The sequence below is a fragment of the Streptomyces sp. NPDC018029 genome (genome assembly GCF_044327655.1).
In the GTDB taxonomy this organism is placed as follows: Bacteria; Actinomycetota; Actinomycetes; order Streptomycetales; family Streptomycetaceae; genus Streptomyces.
Window position 1 is genome coordinate 431054 of sequence record NZ_JBIRFV010000007.1, and the last position, 19167, is coordinate 450220.

The 19167-nt window shown below is 74.0% G+C and carries 17 protein-coding genes; 4 read left to right on the top strand and 13 right to left on the bottom strand.

The window, feature by feature from the left end; genetic code table 11:
- Positions 1-300: 300 nt before the first annotated feature.
- The 3 genes from ACH4D5_RS23320 to ACH4D5_RS23330 form a co-directional block, all read right to left on the bottom strand.
- On the bottom strand, positions 301-1578 hold the full coding sequence (locus ACH4D5_RS23320) for an HRDC domain-containing protein (protein WP_398305709.1): 1278 nt from the start codon (positions 1576-1578) through the stop codon (positions 301-303).
- A 78-nt stretch (positions 1579-1656) separates the two neighbouring features.
- On the bottom strand, positions 1657-2319 hold the full coding sequence (locus tag ACH4D5_RS23325) for a response regulator transcription factor (protein WP_016643199.1): 663 nt from the start codon (positions 2317-2319) through the stop codon (positions 1657-1659).
- A gap of 296 nt (positions 2320-2615) precedes the next feature.
- On the bottom strand, positions 2616-3275 hold the full coding sequence (locus tag ACH4D5_RS23330) for a DUF3000 domain-containing protein (RefSeq protein WP_398305712.1): 660 nt from the start codon (positions 3273-3275) through the stop codon (positions 2616-2618).
- A gap of 85 nt (positions 3276-3360) precedes the next feature.
- Between ACH4D5_RS23330 and hemE the strand changes: the two genes are divergently transcribed.
- Positions 3361-4434 (top strand): uroporphyrinogen decarboxylase, encoded by a 1074-nt coding sequence (gene hemE / locus ACH4D5_RS23335; protein ID WP_398305715.1) that lies wholly within the window; start codon positions 3361-3363, stop codon positions 4432-4434.
- A gap of 99 nt (positions 4435-4533) precedes the next feature.
- Here hemE and ACH4D5_RS23340 read toward each other — a convergent pair whose 3' ends face one another.
- The 3 genes from ACH4D5_RS23340 to ACH4D5_RS23350 form a co-directional block, all read right to left on the bottom strand.
- Positions 4534-5460 carry an NAD-dependent epimerase/dehydratase family protein gene (locus ACH4D5_RS23340; protein ID WP_398305718.1) on the bottom strand — a complete coding sequence of 309 codons (927 nt, stop codon included), beginning with the start codon at positions 5458-5460 and terminating at the stop codon, positions 4534-4536.
- Positions 5461-5789: 329 nt separating this feature from the next.
- A complete protein-coding gene (locus ACH4D5_RS23345) occupies positions 5790-7175 on the bottom strand; it encodes an FAD-dependent oxidoreductase (RefSeq protein WP_398305720.1) in 1386 nt (461 codons plus the stop codon).
- A 38-nt stretch (positions 7176-7213) separates the two neighbouring features.
- The gene (locus tag ACH4D5_RS23350) at positions 7214-8191 is read right to left on the bottom strand and encodes a DUF4349 domain-containing protein (RefSeq protein ID WP_398305722.1); all 978 of its coding nucleotides are present in this window, start codon (positions 8189-8191) and stop codon (positions 7214-7216) included.
- A 122-nt stretch (positions 8192-8313) separates the two neighbouring features.
- On the opposite strand from ACH4D5_RS23350, the gene hemG reads away from it, so the two are divergent.
- The gene (gene hemG / locus ACH4D5_RS23355; RefSeq protein WP_398305725.1) at positions 8314-9780 is read left to right on the top strand and encodes a protoporphyrinogen oxidase; all 1467 of its coding nucleotides are present in this window, start codon (positions 8314-8316) and stop codon (positions 9778-9780) included.
- Positions 9781-9784: 4 nt separating this feature from the next.
- Positions 9785-10513, top strand: a complete 729-nt coding sequence (gene hemQ / locus ACH4D5_RS23360) for a hydrogen peroxide-dependent heme synthase (RefSeq protein WP_398305728.1) — start codon at positions 9785-9787, stop codon at positions 10511-10513.
- A gap of 16 nt (positions 10514-10529) precedes the next feature.
- Here the strand turns inward: hemQ and ACH4D5_RS23365 are convergent, their stop codons facing one another.
- The 7 genes from ACH4D5_RS23365 to ACH4D5_RS23395 form a co-directional block, all read right to left on the bottom strand.
- Positions 10530-12131, bottom strand: coding sequence for an alpha/beta hydrolase (locus ACH4D5_RS23365; RefSeq protein WP_398305731.1), 1602 nt, complete (start codon positions 12129-12131; stop codon positions 10530-10532).
- A gap of 109 nt (positions 12132-12240) precedes the next feature.
- Positions 12241-13017: a TIGR04222 domain-containing membrane protein gene (locus ACH4D5_RS23370; protein WP_398305734.1), complete on the bottom strand. Its 777-nt coding sequence runs from the start codon at positions 13015-13017 to the stop codon at positions 12241-12243.
- Positions 13018-13110: 93 nt separating this feature from the next.
- Positions 13111-13866, bottom strand: a complete 756-nt coding sequence (locus ACH4D5_RS23375; RefSeq protein WP_398305737.1) for a DUF4142 domain-containing protein — start codon at positions 13864-13866, stop codon at positions 13111-13113.
- A 142-nt stretch (positions 13867-14008) separates the two neighbouring features.
- Positions 14009-15100: a TIGR04222 domain-containing membrane protein gene (locus ACH4D5_RS23380; protein ID WP_398305740.1), complete on the bottom strand. Its 1092-nt coding sequence runs from the start codon at positions 15098-15100 to the stop codon at positions 14009-14011.
- A 4-nt stretch (positions 15101-15104) separates the two neighbouring features.
- Positions 15105-16421 carry a DUF692 domain-containing protein gene (locus ACH4D5_RS23385; RefSeq protein WP_398305743.1) on the bottom strand — a complete coding sequence of 439 codons (1317 nt, stop codon included), beginning with the start codon at positions 16419-16421 and terminating at the stop codon, positions 15105-15107.
- A gap of 82 nt (positions 16422-16503) precedes the next feature.
- The gene (locus ACH4D5_RS23390) at positions 16504-17271 is read right to left on the bottom strand and encodes a DUF4142 domain-containing protein (RefSeq protein ID WP_398305746.1); all 768 of its coding nucleotides are present in this window, start codon (positions 17269-17271) and stop codon (positions 16504-16506) included.
- 168 nt (positions 17272-17439) lie between these two features.
- A complete protein-coding gene (locus ACH4D5_RS23395) occupies positions 17440-18207 on the bottom strand; it encodes a peptidyl-tRNA hydrolase (RefSeq protein WP_398305749.1) in 768 nt (255 codons plus the stop codon).
- Between ACH4D5_RS23395 and ACH4D5_RS23400 the strand changes: the two genes are divergently transcribed.
- Positions 18206-19135: an ATP-binding cassette domain-containing protein gene (locus ACH4D5_RS23400; protein WP_398305752.1), complete on the top strand. Its 930-nt coding sequence runs from the start codon at positions 18206-18208 to the stop codon at positions 19133-19135. The two genes, ACH4D5_RS23395 and ACH4D5_RS23400, sit on opposite strands and share 2 nt — an antisense overlap.
- The last annotated feature ends 32 nt before the right edge of the window (positions 19136-19167 follow it).

Below are 19167 nucleotides of genomic sequence, written 5' to 3' on the forward strand. Positions count from 1 at the left end.
GTAGGAGCAGCCCCGCCCGTTTGCCCCGCACGTAGCGGCGCAGGTGGGAGCAGGTCCGCCGCTGTGCGGCGGATGTCTCCTCCCCGGCTCGCGGCGGGAAGGTGCGGGCGTCGCGGTCACTGTGCGGTGCGGGGTGCACGGGTGGGTGGGTGGGAGGTATCCGCCGCGGAGCGGCGGGACAGTGGCGGGAGTGCACAGCGGTCGACAAAAGCACCCACCCGCCCACCCGCCCAGCCCGTCCGTCGTGCGGTGGGGTGAGTGAGTGGGTGGGTGGGTGTTGGGTTAGAGGGGAGTGTCGGCCTAGGAGAGGGCTGTGACCAAGGCCGGGGTGACCTGGGTGATCTGCCAGGGGCGGGCGCCGTAGGCGGCAAGGGCCGCCGCCACCGTGTCCTCGGTCACCTGAGCCGGAGGCTCCCAGCACACGCGCCGGACGGTGTCCGGAGTGATCAGGTTCTCCTGGGGCATATTGAGCCGCTCGGCAATCGCGGAGACCGCGGCACGCGCCGCGGAGAGCCGCGCCGCCGCGGCGGGATCCCGGTCCGCCCAGGAGCGCGGCGGCGGCGGCCCGCTCACCGTCTGGCCGGGCTGCGGCAGCTCGGAGTCGGGCAGCGCCTTGGCGCGATCCACCGCGGCCTGCCACTGCTCCAGCTGGCGCCGCCCCATGCGGTGCCCGAAGCCGGTCAGCCCCGCGAGCGCGTGCACGTTGGGCGGCAGGCCGAGCGCCGCCTCGACGATCGCCCCGTCGCTGAGCACCTTGCCCGGCGACACGTCGCGCCGCTGGGCGATCCGGTCGCGCGCGGTCCACAGTTCCCGTACGACCGCCATCTGGCGACGGCGCCGCACCTTGTGCATGCCGGACGTGCGGCGCCAGGGGTCCTTGCGGGGCGGCGCGGGCGGCGCGGAGGCGATGGCGTCGAACTCCTCGCGGGCCCACTCCAGCTTGCCCTGCCGGTCGAGCTCCTTCTCCAGGGCGTCGCGGAGGTCGACGAGGAGCTCGACGTCGAGCGCCGCGTACCGCAGCCAGGGCTCGGGGAGCGGCCGGGTCGACCAGTCGACGGCGGAGTGCCCCTTCTCCAGGACGTATCCGAGCACGCTCTCGACCATCGCGCCGAGCCCCACCCGCGGGAACCCGGCGAGCCGGCCCGCGAGCTCCGTGTCGAAGAGGCTCGACGGGACCATGCCTATTTCCCGCAGGCACGGCAGGTCCTGGGTGGCGGCGTGCAGGACCCACTCGGTGTCGCCGAGGGCCTCGCCGAGGCCGGAGAGGTCGGGGCAGGCGACGGGGTCGACGAGCGCGGTGCCCGCGCCCTCGCGGCGGAGCTGGACGAGATAGGCCCGCTGGCCGTACCGGTAGCCGGACGCGCGCTCGGCGTCGACGGCGACGGGTCCGGTGCCCGCGGCGAAGGCGGCGACGGTCGCGGCGAGGGATTCCTCGTCCTCGACCACCGGCGGAATGCCGTCGCGCGGTTCGAGCAGGGGGATCGGCAGCCCTTCGGGTGCGAGGCCGTCGTCGTCCGGAGGGCCGCCTCCGGTGGTTCGCAGTGAGCTGTCTGCTGCGGTCTCTTGGGCGTCGGTCACCTGTCAAGGGTATCTGTGTATGGACAGCGCCCGTCGACGGAACGTTCCGTCGACGGGCGCGCGGGGGGTGTAAATCAGTCAGTGGATGATGCCGGTGCGCAGGGCGACGGCCACCATCCCGGCCCGGTCACCCGTGCCGAGCTTGCGGGCGATGCGGGCGAGGTGGCTCTTGACGGTCAGGGCGGACAGGCCCATCGAGACGCCGATGGCCTTGTTGGACTGGCCCTCCGCGACCAGGCGCAGCACCTCGACCTCGCGGCCGGAGAGCTCGCGGTAGCCGCCGGGGTGGCTCGGGGTGCCCGGAGGGCGGCGGTGCATGCGGGCGGCGGCCGAGCCGATGGGGGCGGCGCCGGGACGGGTGGGGAGTCCGACGTTCGTACGGGTGCCGGTGACGACGTAGCCCTTGACGCCGCCCGCGAGGGCGTTGCGCACGGCGCCGATGTCGTCGGCGGCGGAGAGGGCGAGGCCGTTGGGCCAGCCCGCGGCACGGGTTTCGGAGAGGAGCGTCAGGCCGGAGCCGTCGGGGAGGTGGACGTCTGCGACGCAGATGTCCCGGGGGTTGCCGATGCGGGGACGAGCCTCCGCGATGGACGAGGCTTCGATGACGTCGCGTACACCGAGCGCCCACAGGTGGCGGGTGACGGTGGAACGGACGCGGGGGTCGGCCACGACGACCATGGCGGTCGGCTTGTTCGGGCGGTAGGCGACCAGGCTTGCGGGCTGCTCGAGGAGAACGGACACCAGGCCTCCTGGGGTGGCGGGACGGGGCCGGCTCGGGGATGAAGCCGGGACGAATCCGTGCTTTCAAGGTCACAAACCTCTTCGGCACCAATCCCTGCCGCCTTTAGGGGATGATCACGATTTGGTGAGCAATAATTCGGGCAATTCGGACATGCGCTCGATCATCCGAAGATCAAACCGAACGCGCCACCTTCCGGGTGACCCCAGCAAGGCAAACCCCCGCGGCGTGGGGCCACGGGGGGAATGGGTGTTCGGCGGTTCAGTGGATATTCGACGGTGCCGGGGGGCACGGCCAGTCAAGGGGAGAGCGGCCCCCGCCGTTGCGGCAGTGAGACCACGGACCCGTCACCGGGCCCGGCGGGCGGCAGCCCCGCGACCTGGCAGAGCAGGTCGCACCAGGCCGCCAGGTGCGCCCCCGTGTCCGGCACCCCGCCGGTGCCCTCCCGAGGGGTCCAGGAGGCCCGGATCTCGATCTGTGAGGCGGGCGGGCGCTCCGCGAGGCCCCCGAAGTAGTGCGAGGCCGCCCGCGTCACCGTGCCGCTCGCCTCGCCCGCGGTGAGCCCCCGCGCGTGCAGCGCCCCGGTCAGCCACGACCAGCACACCTCCGGCAGCAGCGGATCCGCCGCCATCTCCGGCTCCAGCTCCGCCCGCACGAGCGTGACGAGCCGGAAGGTGCCCTGCCACGCGTCGTGCCCGGACGGATCGTGGAGCAGGACGAGCCGCCCGTCCGCGAGGTCCTCGTCGCCGTCCACGACCGCCGCCTCCACCGCGTACGCGTACGGCGCGAGCCGCTGCGGCGGACGTGTCGGGTCGATCTCGATCTCCGGCCGCAGCCGTGCCCCCCGCAGCGCGTCGACCGCCGCGCGGAAGGGCAACGGAGCCGAATCCGCCACCTTCCCCTCCGAACTCTCCATCTCGCCAGCGCCGTCCGACCGTTGTCCCTGAGCCGCAGCCATGCGGGGAAGGTTAAGGGGAACGGCGCCTTCGCGCAGGGAGAGACACCCGTGAGGGGGTCCCCGGTCAACGTGCGAGACTTTCCGCGTGAGTGCCAATGACAGCCGTCGCCCCGAGGGCCGGCAGAACGCAGCGACGTACGACTCCCCCTTCATGAAGGCGTGCAGGCGCGAGGCCGTGCCGCACACGCCGGTCTGGTTCATGCGGCAGGCGGGGCGCTCACTTCCCGAGTACCGCAAGGTGCGCGAGGGCACGGCCATGCTGGAGTCCTGCATGCGCCCCGACCTCGTCACCGAGATCACGCTGCAGCCGGTCCGCCGCCACCACGTCGACGCGGCGATCTACTTCAGCGACATCGTCGTCCCGCTCAAGGCGATCGGCGTCGACCTCGACATCAAGCCGGGCGTCGGACCCGTCGTCGAGAACCCCATCCGCTCGCGCGCCGACCTCGCGCAGCTGCGGGACCTCACGCCCGAGGACGTCCACTACGTCACCGAGGCGATCGGGATGCTGACCGCCGAGCTCGGGTCGACGCCGCTCATCGGCTTCGCCGGTGCGCCTTTCACTCTCGCGAGTTACCTCGTGGAGGGCGGCCCGAGCCGCAACCACGAGCACACCAAGGCGCTCATGTACGGCGACCCGCAGCTCTGGGCGGACCTCCTCGACCGGCTCGCGGAGATCACGAGCGCCTTCCTGAAGGTGCAGATCGAGGCGGGCGCCAGCGCCGTGCAGCTCTTCGACTCGTGGGTGGGCGCCCTGTCGCCCGCCGACTACCGCCGTTCGGTGATGCCCGCTTCCGCGAAGGTCTTCGACGCCGTCGCCTCGTACGGCGTGCCCCGCATCCACTTCGGCGTCGGCACCGGCGAGCTGCTCGGGCTCATGGGCGAGGCCGGCGCGGATGTCGTCGGCGCCGACTGGCGGGTGCCGCTGGACGAGGCCGCGCGCCGCGTCGGCCCCGGCAAGGCGATCCAGGGCAACCTGGACCCGGCCGTCCTCTTCTCCACCCGCGAGGCCGTCGAGGCGAAGACCGACGAGGTGCTCGCCGCCGCCAAGGACCTGGAGGGCCACATCTTCAACCTCGGCCACGGCGTCCTGCCGACCACGGACCCCGAGGCGCTGACCCGCCTCGTGGAGTACGTGCACACGCGCACCGCCGTCTGAGAAAGTCCGAAAACGGTCCCTGCCTGCCCGGGCAGGGACTGTTCCACGGCCATCAGGTGCCGACCCGTACGCCGTATCGACGTCCAGCGGCCCGCAGGGTCATCGGGGCTTCCCCACGGCCCGCGTGGGGCGCGGGGCGCCGTCCGACGCCCAGAGCGCGGCGAGCGATTCCCGCAGGGTGAACCGCGGCCGCCAGTCCAGCTCCCACTCCGCGGCGCTGATGTCGGCGCACTGCCAGGGCATCGCCGTCGCACACCCCACCGTGCCGAGGGACTCCTCGACGCACCCGGTGAAGCCCGCCTCGACGACCAGCCCGTGTGCCAGGTTGCGCGCCGGGACCGCCCGGCCGCTGCCGATGTTGATCAGGCGCGGCAGCCGCCCCGGCAGGGTGAGCGCCTGCGCCACGGCCTGCGCCACATCGCGCGTGTCGACGAAGTCCCGGTGCGCGGACAGGTCGCCGACCCGCACCGTGCCGTGCGGGGTCCGGGCGACCGCCCGGCGCAGCTCGGCGGTGAGACGGCCCGGCAGTCCGGCCGGCGCCGCCCCGGGGCCCACCGGGTCGGTGACCCGCAGCACGATCGCGTGGAGCCCGGAGTCGACCACGGCGAGCGTGCCGGCCAGCTTCGTGGCTCCGTACGGCGTGACCGGGCGGGCGGGGGAGTCCTCAAGGGTCCGCTCGCCGATGCCCGTCGGCCCGTACTCGGCCGCCGAGCCGAGGTGCACCAGGCGCGCGGTCGGCACCGCCGCGCACAGGGCCTCGCAGAGCACCGCGGGGCCGCGGGCGTTGGCCTCGGCGAGGGTCAGCGGGCTGCCGCCAATCGCGCCCGCGCAGTTGACCACGGCGTCGGGCGCGGCCCGCGTCAGCTGCTCGGCGAGCGCGCCCCGGGTGATGGTGGCGAGGTCGATCCGGAGGTCGTCCCCGGGGGCCCGGCCGCCGCGGAGCAGCCGGACGCCCGGCAGGGCGCGCAGCCGCTCCATGACGGCCCCGCCCAGGTATCCGGTGGAGCCAAGGACGAGAATGCGCACGGCCGTCACGCCCCCTTGAGGAGCGGCGGGCGGTGCGCGGTGAACTCCGCGTTCGCGCGGTCGTGGTCGAGCAGAGCTCCGGCGTCGGGAGCCGTCGCTCGTACGGTGTGGTCCATGCGGTGTGTGGTCCCCTCCACGGTCGGGCCGCGGGGGTGTGTCCACCCCGAGGCCCGCCCCCCAACGGCAGGTTCACACGTCGCTGTGTGTGTCCGTGCCGCTCTGACGCGTCACATGGTGCGGCCCGCCCGTGGGGTCTGTGCTGGTTCTGTGAAAGGTGGCGGAAAAGAGACGACGTGCCCTTGGGAGGAGGGGCGGGAAAAGGGGGTGCGTCAGCTCCGATCCGCCCGCACCGCCGCCACCGCCTTGCGCGCCGCGATCAGGACCGGGTCCCACACCGGGGAGAAGGGCGGCGCGTACCCGAGGTCGAGCGCCGTCATCTGCTCCACCGTCATCTGCGCCGTCAGCGCGACGGCCGCCACGTCGACGCGCTTGCCCGCGCCCTCCCGGCCGACGATCTGCACGCCGAGGAGCCGCCCGGTGCGCCGCTCGGCGAGCATCTTCACCGTCATCGGGGCCGCGCCCGGGTAGTAACCGGCCCTGCTCGTCGACTCGATGGTCACCGTCACGAACCGGAACCCGGCGGCCCGCGCGTCCCTCTCGCGCAGACCGGTGCGGGCGATCTCCAGGTCGCAGACCTTGCTGACGGCCGTGCCGACGACGCCGGGGAACGTCGCGTAACCACCGCCCGCGTTCGAGCCGATGACCTGCCCGTGCTTGTTGGCGTGCGTGCCGAGCGCGATGTGCCGCTCGCGCCCCGACACCAGGTCGAGGACCTCCACGCAGTCCCCGCCCGCCCAGATGTTGTCGTGCCCGCGCACGCGCATCGCCAGGTCGGTCAGCACTCCGCCGTGCTCGCCCAGCGACAGCCCGGCCTCGCGGGCGAGCGTCGTCTCCGGACGTACGCCGAGACCGAGCACCACGACGTCCGCCGGATACTCGGCGTCCTCCGTCGCCACCGCCCTGACCCGCCCGTCGTCACCTGTCAGGACCTTGGTGACCTCGGCCTCGTTCACCATCCCGATGCCCATGCCGGTCATCGCGTCGTGCACGAGGCGCCCCATGTCCGGGTCGAGCGTCGACATGGGTTCCTTGCCGCGGTTGACGACCGTCACCTCGTACCCACGGCCGACCAGCGCCTCGGCCATCTCCACGCCGATGTAGCCCGCGCCGATGACGACGGCGCGGCGGCCCGGTGTCCGCGTCAGCGTGTCGAGCAGGGCCTGCCCGTCGTCGAGGGTCTGCACGCCGTGCACCCCCGGCGCGTCGATGCCGGGCAGCGGCGGACGGACGGGCCGGGCGCCGGTGGCGATGACGAGCTTGTCGTACGACGTCCAGTACTCCTCGCCCGCCGCCAGGTCGCGGGCCAGGACGCGGCGGCCCGGCACGTCGAGCCGCACCACCTCGGTGCGCATCCGCAGATCGATGGCGCGCTCCCTGTGCTGCTCGGGGGACCGTGCGATCAGCTCGTCCCGCTCCCCGACGGCGCCGCCCACCCAGTAGGGGATGCCGCAGGCGGAGTACGACGTGAAGTGGCCGCGCTCGAACGCGACGATCTCCAACTCGTCGGGGCCCTTGAGCCTGCGCGCCTGCGACGCCGCCGACATGCCGGCCGCGTCGCCCCCGATGACCACAAGTCGCTCTCGTGTGCTGCTCATACGGACACGCTACGACGCGCAGGCCCTACGGAAGCTCCCTAGTCGTCGTCCCCCTCACGCGCCGGGACGGCCGGGCCCGCGGGAGCCGCGGCCGGGCGCCGGGAGCGCAACGGGCGTACGACCCACAGCCACAGGACGAGCAGCAGCGCGGCCACCGCCGCGAACGGCAGCACCGCGGCGAGGACGATCCCGACCCAGCGCAGCGCCGTCACGAACGCGTCCCAGCCGCCCGCGAGCGCGTCCCCGAACGACGTGTCGTCGTCCTCGGCCCCGATCCCGGCCTTCGCGCGGCTCTCGGTGAGCGAGAGCGTGATCGTGGCCATGCTCGTGCGGTCCTTCAACGAGGCCTGCTGGGCGAGCAGCGCCTCCAGGTCGGACTGACGCGTGCTCAACTCCCCTTCCAGGGCCACCACATCGCTCAGTTTCGTGGCCTTGTCCATCAGCTCCCGCACCCGCGCCACGCTCGCGCGCTGCGACGTGATGCGGCTCTTCACGTCGACGACCTGGTCGGTGACGTCCCGCGCCTTCGCTTCCCTGCCGATGAGCCGGCCGGTGCCTTCGAGGGAGGCGAGGACGTCCCCGTACTTGTCCTGCGGCACGCGCAGGACGACACGGGAGCGCTCGCGCCCGTCGCCGTCGCGGGAGGTGTTCTCGTCGCCCACCATGCCGCCGGCGTCCTCGGCGATCCGCCGGGCCTCGTCGAGCGCTTCGGGCACGTCCTTGACGCGGACGGTGAGCTTCGCGGTGCGGATGACGTGGGTGTCGGCCGGCTCGGGCGGCTTGCGCGTGCCGGCGTCGCGGGCGCCGGAGTCGGAGTTCGCGGACTGATCGGCCCGCCCGCCGCCGACGCCCTTCTCCTTCCCTTCGGGGGCGACACCCGCGGCTTGGCCGTCGCCGCCGCTGTCACTGTCCCCGCCGCTGCCCGAGGTGCACCCCGTGAGCGCGAGCGCGATGGCGAGCAGCAGGCCGGCGAGGACCTGGACGGTGCGGTGGGCGGAGTTCCTTGACGCGTGCATCGGCGTACCCCCCGGGGTCGGTGAACTGATGCTCCTTCGACGCGGGAGAGGGCCGGAACGGTGTTGCCGACCGGTTCCGATGCGGTCACGGTCGGGACTCGCCGGTCTGAGAGAGTGGAGGCATGCGCGAAACGGACACACGTGCGGGGAACGGCCATGCCGTCGTCATCGGAGGCGGTATCGCGGGGCTGGCCGCCGCGCACCGCCTGCTCACCGCCGACCCGGACAGGCGGGTGACCGTCCTGGAGGCGTCCGGCCGGCTCGGCGGCAAGCTGCACGCCGCCGAGATCGCCGGGGTCCGCGTCGACCTCGGCGCCGAGTCGATGCTCGCCCGCCGCCCCGAGGCCGTCGCCCTCGCCCGCGAGGTCGGCCTCGCCGACCGGCTCCAGCCGCCCGCCACCGCGACCGCCGCCATCTGGACCCGCGGCGCCCTGCGCCCGATGCCCAAGGGCCACGTCATGGGCGTGCCCGGCGACGCGTCCGCCCTGGCGGGCGTCCTCTCCGAAGAGGGCCTGCACCGCATCGAGCGGGACCGCGAGCTGCCGCCCACCGAGGTCGGCGACGACGTCGCCGTCGGCGAGTACGTCGCCGCGCGCCTGGGCCGGGAGGTCGTCGACCGCCTCGTGGAACCGCTGCTCGGCGGGGTGTACGCGGGCGACGCGTACCGCATCTCGATGCTTTCGGCCGTCCCGCAGCTCTTCGAGGCGGCCCGCACGCACGCCTCCCTCACCGAGGGCGTCCGCGCCATCCAGGCGCGCGCCGCCGCGCGGAGCCCGCAGACCGGGCCCGTCTTCATGGGCATCGACGGCGGCGTCGGCGGGCTGCCGCTCGCCGTCGCCGATTCGGTACGCGCGCGTGGCGCCGAGATCCTGACGGACACGCCGGTCACGGAGCTGCGGCGGACGGCCGACGGCTGGCACGTGGTCACCGAAAGCGGCGTCCACGAAGCCGACGCCGTCGTCCTCGCGCTGCCCGCGCCCGCCGCCGCGAAGCTCCTGGACGCCGAGTCGCCCGCGGCCGCCGCCGAGCTGCGCACCGTCGAGTACGCCTCCATGGCCCTCACGACCCTCGTGTACCGCCGGAGCGAGACCGACCTCCCCGAAGGCAGCGGTTTCCTCGTGCCGCCCGTCGACGGGCACACGATCAAGGCGTCCACCTTCGCCAGCCGCAAATGGGGCTGGATCGACCGCCAGGACCCCGATCTGCTGGTGCTCCGCACGTCCGTCGGACGGTACGGCGAGACGGAGATCCTGGAGCGGGACGACGCCGAGCTGGTCGGGCTGTCCCGGCACGACCTGCGCGAGGCCACCGGCCTGACCGCCACCCCCGTCGCGACCCGCGTCACCCGCTGGGACGACGGCCTCCCGCAGTACCCGGTGGGCCACCACGCGCGCGTGGCCCGCATCCGCTCCCACGTCGCCGGGCTGCCGGGCCTCGTGGTCTGCGGGGCGGCGTACGACGGCGTGGGCATCCCGGCCTGCGTCGCGAGCGCCAACGCCGCCGTCGACCAGCTGGCGGGCGACTTCGCGGGTGTGCAGCAGCTCACCCGCAACCCGGTGCAGAGCCTGCACGGCGGCGGAGGAGAATAGCCGCATGAGTGACGCTCCCGCCGAAGTCATCGGCAAGACCCCGAACGCCGGCAAGAAGGCGAAGGACCTCAACGAGGTCATCCGCTACACGCTGTGGTCCGTCTTCAAGCTGCGCGACGTGCTCCCCGAGAACCGCGCGGGCTACGCCGAAGAGGTCCAGGACCTGTTCGACCAGCTCGCCGCCAAGGACATCACCGTCCGCGGCACCTACGACGTCTCGGGCCTGCGCGCCGACGCCGACGTCATGATCTGGTGGCACGCCGAGACCGCCGACGAGCTGCAGGAGGCCTACAACCTCTTCCGCCGCACCAAGCTGGGCCGCTCCCTGGAGCCGGTCTGGTCGAACATGGCGCTGCACCGCCCCGCCGAGTTCAACAAGTCGCACATCCCGGCGTTCCTCGCCGACGAGACCCCCCGCAACTACGTCTCGGTCTACCCCTTCGTGCGCTCCTACGACTGGTACCTGCTGCCCGACGAGGACCGCCGCCGCATGCTCGCCGACCACGGCAAGATGGCCCGCGGCTACCCCGACGTGCGCGCCAACACCGTCGCCTCGTTCTCCCTCGGGGACTACGAGTGGCTGCTCGCCTTCGAGGCCGACGAGCTGTACCGCATCGTCGACCTCATGCGTCACCTGCGTGCCTCCGAGGCCCGGATGCACGTCCGTGAAGAGGTGCCGTTCTTCACCGGCCGCCGCAAGTCCGTGGCGGACCTCGTGGCGGGCCTGGCCTGAGAACCCGTATCAGGCTCTAACGCTCGCGGGGCAGCTTCGCCGACCGCGCTCCGGACGACGGCTCGGGCTCCTTGTGCGGCGCGCACGACGCGTGCCGCCCGGGGAGCCTGCCCTCCAGGAGATACGCCTCGAAGTGTCCGTTGACGCACTTGTTGGGGCCGCCCGCGATGCCGTGCGTGCCCGCGTTCTCCTCGGTCACCAGGGCCGATCCCGACAGTCGGCGGTTCAGCTCCACAGCGCCCTGGTAGGGGGTCGCCGCGTCCCGCTCGGCGGCCAGGATCAGCGTCGGGGGCAGCGCGCCCGGGGCCGTCCGCACGTCGACGGGCCGTTGCCGCGGCGCGGGCCAGTAGGCGCACGGCAGGTTCATCCAGGCGTTGTCCCAGGTCTCGAAGGGGGCCACACGCGCGAGCCGGGAGTTGTCGCGGTCCCAGGTCTCGAAGTCGGTCGGCCAGGGCGCGTCGTTGCACTCGACGGCGGTGTAGACGGCGTTGCCGTTCTCGTTCTCCGCGGCCGCCTTCGGTTCGGGAGCGGCCTGCTCGATCAGCGGCTTCGGGTCGCCCTTCAGGTACGCGGAGAGCGCCGACGCACGCATCGGCCAGTAGTCGTCGTAGTAGCCGGCCTGGAGGAACGCGCCCTGCAGCTGCCCGGGGCCGACCTTGCCGCCCGCGGGCTCGCGGGCCAGCTCGGCGCTCACCTTCTCGTAGCTGCGCTGGACGGCATCGGGGGTCCTGCCGAGGTGGTACGCCTTGTCGTGCTTGGCCACCCAGGTGCGGAAGTCGGCCCACCGCCGCTCGAAGGCCAGGGACTGGTCGAGGTTGTTGCCGTACCAGACCTGCGCCGGGTCGGGGTTGACCGCCGAGTCGAAGACCATGCGGCGCACGTGCGAGGGGAACAGCGTCGCGTAGACGGCACCGAAGTAGGTGCCGTACGAGGCGCCCATGAACGTCAGCCTCTGCTCGCCGAGCGCCGCCCGCAGCACCTCCAGGTCGCGCGCGTTGTTCAGCGACGTGTAGTGGCGCAGCCCGCGGTTGCGCTCCGCGCACCCCCGCGCGTACGCCTTGGCCCGCGCGATGCGCTCCCGCTTGTACGCGGCGTCGGGGTGGGTCGGCGCCTGCGAGGGCGCCTTGCCGAACCGCTTCGGGTCCTGGCAGGACAGCGGCGCCGAGCGGCCGACCCCGCGCGGGGCGTAGCCGACCAGGTCGTACGCCGCCGCGATGCGCTTCCACTCGGGCAGGGCGCCCACGAGCGGGAAGTAGGTGCCGGACGCGCCGGGTCCGCCCGGGTTGTAGACCAGCGCCCCCTGCCGGCCGACCGCCTTCTTCGCCGCCTTCCCGGTGGCCTTGGTGCGGCTGACGGTCAGCTTGATCTGCTTGCCGTCGGGCCGGGCGTAGTCGAGCGGCACGGAGACCGTGCCGCACCGGACGGACGGGGGGAGGCCCTCGGTCTTGGCGCAGGCGCCCCAGCGGATTCCGGCGGCCTCGGCGCGCTGCGCCGCGACGGTGGTGCCGGACATCTCGGGGGAGGGCGGGCTGCCGCTCGCGCTGCCCGCGGGGGTGGCGACGAGGGCGGTCAGGACCAGGGATCCGGCGGTGCCATAGCGGGCGGCTGCTGCTCTCATCGCGCTGTCTACCTCTTTTGTCCGGCCGTGCGTTCCGGGTGCTGCTCGAACAAAAGTGATGATTCGTCTGGTATTTGGCGAAGTAAAGCACCGGCCTGCCGGTGTCGGCTCAATGACCCCGTTGCGTCGTCCCGCGCTGCGGCCGCTGCGAGAAGGCGGCCCGCAGCCCCGGATCGCCCGCCGCCCGCACCCCGCGCACGGCGACGGCGATGAGCTCCTCGCCGCGCGCGGGCAGCGCGCCGAGGAGCCGCTGGCCCGCGGGGGACGCCCACCGCGTGTACGGGTGGATCTCCATGCGGGCGATGAGCAGACAGGCCGTGCACAGCAGCAGCGGCAGCGCGAACCAGACCGCGACCGGCACCTGCCCGGCGGCGGCCCCCCGCTCCTGCGCCGGCATCAGCACCGCGACGGCGCCGAGGCCGAGGACCACCGCCGTCGCGGCCCACACCTGGCGCACCGCGGCCGCGACCCCCGAACCGATGCCGTCGGGGACGGCGAGACCCGCCGCGACGAGCCGGTCCGCGAGCGCCCGCACCGGGTCGGCGGCCGCCGCGCCCCTGCGTACCGGCGCTATCCGCGACTGACCCGCGGGGCCGATCGCGCCGAGCACCGAACGCTCCATGTCGTCGCGGCCCACCGGGTCGACGACGGTCGCCCAGCCGGTGTGCGCGATCAGCAGCCGCCGCGCCCTGGCCATCGCGACCAGCGTCACGTCGGCGACGCGCGAGGGGCCGCCGGACAGGAACGCCGCTTCATAGACGGTGAGTTCGTGCCCGCGCGCCACGGCTCTCTCCTGCTCGGCGGCGCGGCTCGCGGCGAGGCAGAGCCGACCGCAGGAGAGACCGGCCGCGGCCCAGGCGAGAAGGAGCAGGGGTACCCAGAACATGGCGGTTTTCTATGCGAAGGCGCCGCATGGCGCTACGCCCCATTCACTATGTGGACACTCGGTGACGGGTGGATAACGTTCCGTTTCCTGGTGCTATCGGTCGCGGGGTTTCGGCCGGGACGCCGCGGGCGGCAGCGGGAACGTGGGCGACGGCGTGACCGGCCGGGCCGAGCCGGGGGAGTCGGTGGGGCCCGGCGGGGCGGGTGACCTGGTCACGGGACCTGCTGGGCCGGTCGTCGCCGCGTCCCGTGCGAGGCCGTCGAAGTCGACGAGGCCGGTGGCCTCCAGGACCTTGATGTGGTCGAGGACGGTCGTGTTCGCGTCGTCGGCCAGGGTGCGCACCAGGGAGTTGCGGGTGTTCGCGCGCACCTCGGCCACCACGGAGAACACCTTGCCGTGGGCCCGGCGCAGGATGTTCGCGAACTTGGCGTCGTACGCCTCGCCGCGCGCGCCGCTCAACTCCGCCAGCCAGTCGCGCTGTTGGCGGCTCGGCTGGCTGGGCAGTTCGAGGCCGAGCCGGGCCGCGACCTCGCGTACCCGCGCGTCGAGGAACGTGTGGCCCTCGACGAGGTGCCCGCCCGCGGTCCGCACGGCCTCGGTGGTGCCGCGCTCCTCGGCCTGCTGCCCGGCGGGCAGCTCCCACAGGCCCGCGAGGCGCACCTTGGTGATGAAGTCCCTGTCCAGCGCGGAGAGCGGCCCGAAGTCGGTGGACACGGTGTCCGCGTGGAGCTGGTCGAGGGCGGTGCCCGAGCGGTCCTCGTAGGACCAGAGGGGGAAGATCAGCGCGGCCAGGGTCGCGACTAGGCCCGCGACGATGAGGCCGGTGCCGTTGATGGTTCGCAATCGCATGGCGCCTCCTGTTGCGGCACCGCACGTTAGTGCGCCCCGGGCGGGGCCCGGTCCGATACGGCCGGGAGTACGTCACCTGCCGTACCGGGACCGTGCGCCGACGGTCGCGGCGTGCGCCCTCAGAAGGAGGAGCGCGGGCTGCTCAACATGACCCGCCCCCGCCCCCGCCGCACGAGGAGCCGCCGCCCCCACCGCCGCAGGACGAGCCACCGCCACTGCTGCAGGACGAACCGCCGCCTCCGCCCCCGCCGGAGCAGGACGAGCCTCCGCCGCCGGAACAGGAGGACCCGCCGCCCCCACCACCGCCACCGCCCGAGCAGCAGAAACCGCCACCCCCGCCGCTGCTGCCCGAACCGCACCACACGGACGTGCCGCTCCCCGCGCTCCACGCGCTCGCGTTCGTGTACGGGGCCGGGAGCGGGCCGGCGGGAGCCATCGCCGGGACCCGGACGCGGGCGGCGGCGATCAGCTGGTCCCGCAGATCGGGGTGGGCCGCCGCGAGGCCGCGCGTGGCCACCAGGTGTGCCGCGCCCGTGAGGTGGCCCGACGAGGCGACGTACTCCCGCAGCGCGTACCGCCCCGCGACGGTGAGCTGCTTCGACGTGACCGCGAGGCAGACGAAGCCGCTGACCATGCCGAAGGCGGCGGCGGGCAGCAGCGCCAGGATGTCGGGGAGCGGAGTGTCGGCGCTGCCCGGCTCCAGATAGCTGTTCGCGAACCTGACCACGGTCAGGACGGCACACACCATGAACCCGAAGAAGGTCAGGAAGATCTGCGCCCCGGCCCAGCGCCGCCACTTCCGCTGCCGCCCCGGCCGCACGAGGAGACCGCGCCGCGCGAGCGCTTCGCCCGTCTCCTGCACCGGCGCGCTCCGCATCACCGCCACCCGCAGCCAGTGCAGCGCCCCGCTGGGCGCCGCGGAGTGGGCGTCGATGACCGCCTGTTCACCCGCGTTCCTGGCGGCCGGGCGGCTGATGCCGACGACACCGGGTCCTGCGACGACAAGGCGGCCGTCCTCGTGCAGGCCCGCGATCAGCGAGTCCGCGGCGCGGGCGGGCCCACCGGAGAGGAACGCGGCCTCCAGGGTGCCCCGGACGAAGACGCCGTGCTCGGCGTCGAGCGGCTGCCGCGCCGCGTGCGGGGACCTGGTGCGGCGGGCCGCCACCACGCCCCGGATCAGCTCGGCGGCGGCGAGCGAGACGACGACCGTGTACACCGTGACGATGATGCTCATGACGTCACCGCCTCTGCAGGACGCGGCGGGTGGCGTGCAGCAGCCGGGCGGCGGGCCGCCGCGACAGCGGCGCCGGACCCGACCGCTCCAGCCACCAGTCGCTCAGCCGCCGCCGGACGGCCGCGTCCGCGCCGTCGGGGCGCCCGGCGAGCAGCAGGTGCTCGGCGAAGTTCAGCGCGTCGTGACGGTAGCCGCCGGTCATGGGGCGGGTCCTGGCGTACGCGAGGAACTCGGCGCGGTACGCCGTGCCGAGGATCTCCGGCAGTTCCGGCGCGACCTTCGCGACGACGTCGGCCCGCTTGGCGGCCAGCGCGTGGCTCTGCACCTTCAGGCGCGCGTGGTCGAAGCCCTCGGGCGCCGGGGTGCCCGCGACGAGCGCGGAGAGCAGGGCGGCCTGGGCGACGGCGGTGCGCTGACGGGCGGCCGCGGTGGCGGGCGGGACCGCGCGGCGGTCGGCCGGGTCCTCTGCGGGCAGCTCGCCGGACGCCTTCACGGTCGCCCGGATGGCGTCCAACTCCCTCTCCAGCTCGGCCGGCTCGGGGAAGTTCTCGTCCCGCTCCAGGAGGACGCCGGGCGGGGAGACGCGGGACGCGAGGTCGGCGAGGATCGCGAGGACGGGCTCGGGCACCGGGTGCGCGTGGCTGTCGTGCCAGACGCCGTCCCGCTCGAAGCCGCCCGCCACGTGGACGTACGCGATGGCCTCGACGGGCAGTTCGTCGAGGGCCTTGGCCGGGTCCTCGCCGCGGTTGACGTGGTTCGTGTGGAGGTTGGCGACGTCGATGAGGAGCCGTACGCCCGTGCGCTCGACCAGCTCGTACAGGAACTGTCCCTCCGTCAGCTCCTCGCCGGGCCACGCGACGAGCGCCGCGATGTTCTCCACGGCGAGCGGCACGGGCAGCGCGTCCTGCGCGATGCGGACGTTCTCACAGAGGACGTCGAGCGCGTCGCGGGTGCGCGGCACCGGCAGCAGGTGCCCGGCCTCCAGCGGCTGCGTGGCGGTGAGGGCGCCACCGGCGCGCACGTACGCGATGTGCTCGGTGACCAGCGGCGAGCCGAGCGCCACGGCCCGCTCGGCGAGCGCGGTGAGGCGCCCCTCGTCGGGGCGGTCCGCGCCGCCGAGCCCGAGCGAGACGCCGTGCGGCACGACGGTCACGCCGCGCTCGCGCAGCCGCACCAGGGAGTCCGGCAGATGCCCCGGACAGACGTTCTCCGCGACGGCCTCAACCCAGTCGATGCCGGGCATCGCCTCCACGGCGTCCGCGATCTCGGGCCGCCAGCCGATCCCGGTCCCGAGCCGCCTCCGCTCCGCCACACGCTCCATGTCGCTCCCCCTTCGTCCCCCTGCGTCCCCAGGTCATGACCCTGCCGGGAGCGGGTGAACCCTCGGGTGAAGACGTTCAGAGCTACATTTGAGGTTCCGGCCGATCGGTGTTGACCTGGCCGGGCGGCGCGGGCGAGGGGCGGGACGTGGTGGAGACGTCGCCGCTCGGTCCGGCGGGCGCGGGCTCGGGGGGCGCGGCCCCGGAGGGCGGGGGAGGCCCGGTGGGGCTGGCGGTCGCGGTCGACGCGGCGCCGTTCGCGATCCCGTCGAAGTCGACGAGCCCGGTGGCCTCCAGCATCGTGATGTGGTCGAGGACGGTCTGGTTGGCGTCCGTGGCGAGCTGCCGGATCAGCGAGTTGCGGGTGCTGTCCCGCACCTGTGCGACGACGCTGAAGACCTTCCCGTGCGCGACGCGCAGCAGGTTCGCGAACTTCCGCTGATACGTCTCGCCGCTCGCCGCGGTGAGCTCCGCCAGCCACCCCTGCTGCTGCTCGGTCGGCTGGTTGGGCAGCTCCACGCCGAGCTGCGCGGCGACGGTCCTGGCCCGCTGGTCGAGGTCGGTGTGCCCGACGATCAGGTGGTCGCCCGCCTCCTTGATCGCCTTGGTCGGCGCGCGCTCGACGGCCTGCTGCCCCGCGGGTATCTCCCACAGCCCGGCGAGCCGCACCTTCACGAGCAGATCCCGGTCGGCCGCGGAGAGCGGCCCCCACTGGGTCGCCACGGACCCGGCGGCCAGATTGGCGGGCCCGGTACTGGAACGGTCGGCGTACGACCACACCGGGAACGCGATCGCGCCCAGTGTGGCGACGAGTGCCGCGATGATCAGAGCCGTGCCGTTGACGCGCCGCAAGGTGCCTCCCGAGGTGCTCCCGTGTCGCCGGTGATACCGGGGAGTACGGAAGATACGGGCGGGGCGTTCAACCGCGCGAGATGTCGGACGGGGCGGAGTTGTTCTCCCGAGCGGAGTCGCCCTCCGGCGCGGAATCGTCCTCGCGGGCGGGCGTCGACGGCGTGGGCGTCAGCGGCGCAGGGCCGGGTGGTCGGCCACCACAGTGCAGGAGCCCGGGGCGATCTCGGTGAAGCCCGCGTCGCGGACCACCGGGAGGCCGCTCGTCGTCAGGGTGCGCCAGTGCCCGGCCCCGGGGGTGCGGACGGAGAGCGGGAAGCCCGCCTCGCGCCAGGCCGTGCGCTCCTCGGCCGGCAGCTCCCACCAGGCCAGCTGTGCGCCGTGGCCCGCCTGGGCCATCGCCTTGCCCGCCGACATGTCGACCTCGGGGCTCATCCACAGGACCGGGTGCGCCGGGTCGGCACCCGCCGGGGGCTCCGGGTCGTCCAGGTCCGTGCCCGACACCTGGAGCCGCGCCAGCTCCTTGGGCCAGCCGTCCAGGGGGACCGGCGGGAAGACCCGGACCTCCGCCGACTTGCCGGTGACCGTGATGCCGGGCAGCGCCTCAGCCCTGCGCCACTCGGCGCCGCGCGCCCTGCGCACCACCTTGCGGATGCGGGCGTCCTGCCAGTCGCGCATCGCCTGCGCCCACTCGCCGTCGCCGAGGGACCGCTCGTCGCTCAGCATCACGAGGACGGCGCGGGCCGCGGTCTCCAGGGCGTCGGTGCGGGCTGGGGGAGCGGCGCGCTCGATGCGGGCGACGAGGGGCAGCACGTACTGCGGGGCCTCGTCGCGCGAGGTGCTCTCGTGGCGGAACGGGCTGTCCCGCACGTCGGGCGTGGTCGTCTCGTCGCTGGTCACGGCCACCAGTCTGCCAGCGTGCGCGAGGATGGCCCGCATGGAACAGGATCTCGCGGTGCGGCTCCACGGGGTGGGCCGCCGCTACGGCGTGGGCGGCGCGTGGGTGCTGCGCGGTGTCGACCTCGGCATACGGGCCGGGGCCCTGGTGCGCATCGAAGGGGCCAACGGCACGGGAAAATCAACCCTGTTGAGGCTGCTCGCCGGCATCGACGCGCCCTCCGAGGGCCGGGTGACCGGGCGGCCGCGCACGGCGTTCGTGCCCGAACGCTTCCCGGCCGCCCTGCCGTTCACCGCGGTGGGCTACCTCACGCACATGGGCCGCGTCCACGGCCTCGGGCGCACCGCGGCGCGGCGGCGCGCGACGGAGTGGCTGGAGCGCTTCGGCGCCGCCGGGTACGCGCGTACGCCGCTCTCGGAGCTGTCCAAGGGCAGCAGCCAGAAGGTCGCCGTGGCGCAGGCCCTGCTGGCCGAGCCCGGCCTGCTGGTCCTCGACGAGGCGTGGACCGGCCTGGACGCCCCGGCCCGCGCCGAACTCGACCGCGCGGTGGCCGACCGTACGGCGGCGGGCGGTGCGGTGGTCTTCGTCGACCACGATCCGCGCAGACTCGCGGGTGCGGCGGACGAGACGTACGCGGTGGTCGGTTCCGGCCTGAACCGCCGTACGCCCGAAGCGACTTCGGCGCAGTGGCAGGGGCCGACGGTCCTCATCGAGGTGCAGGGGCCCCAGGGTGCGGTGCTCCCGGCGCCCGTGGCGGAAGCGGCCGTGGGGGAGGCGGTCGTGGCGGAGGCGGTCGTGGCGGCGGGCCCCGGGGCCTCCGACGGCATCACGCGCCTCGTGGTCCCGGGACCGCACTCGGACCGGGTCCTGCGGGAGCTCCTGACGGCATGGCCGCCGTGGCACGTGGTGACGGTGAGGGCCGGGGAGACTGTGACGACGACGGCGGCGCACGGCGGAGAGGAACTGTGATGTCCTCGGCGTCCACGCGGTCCGCGCTGTCC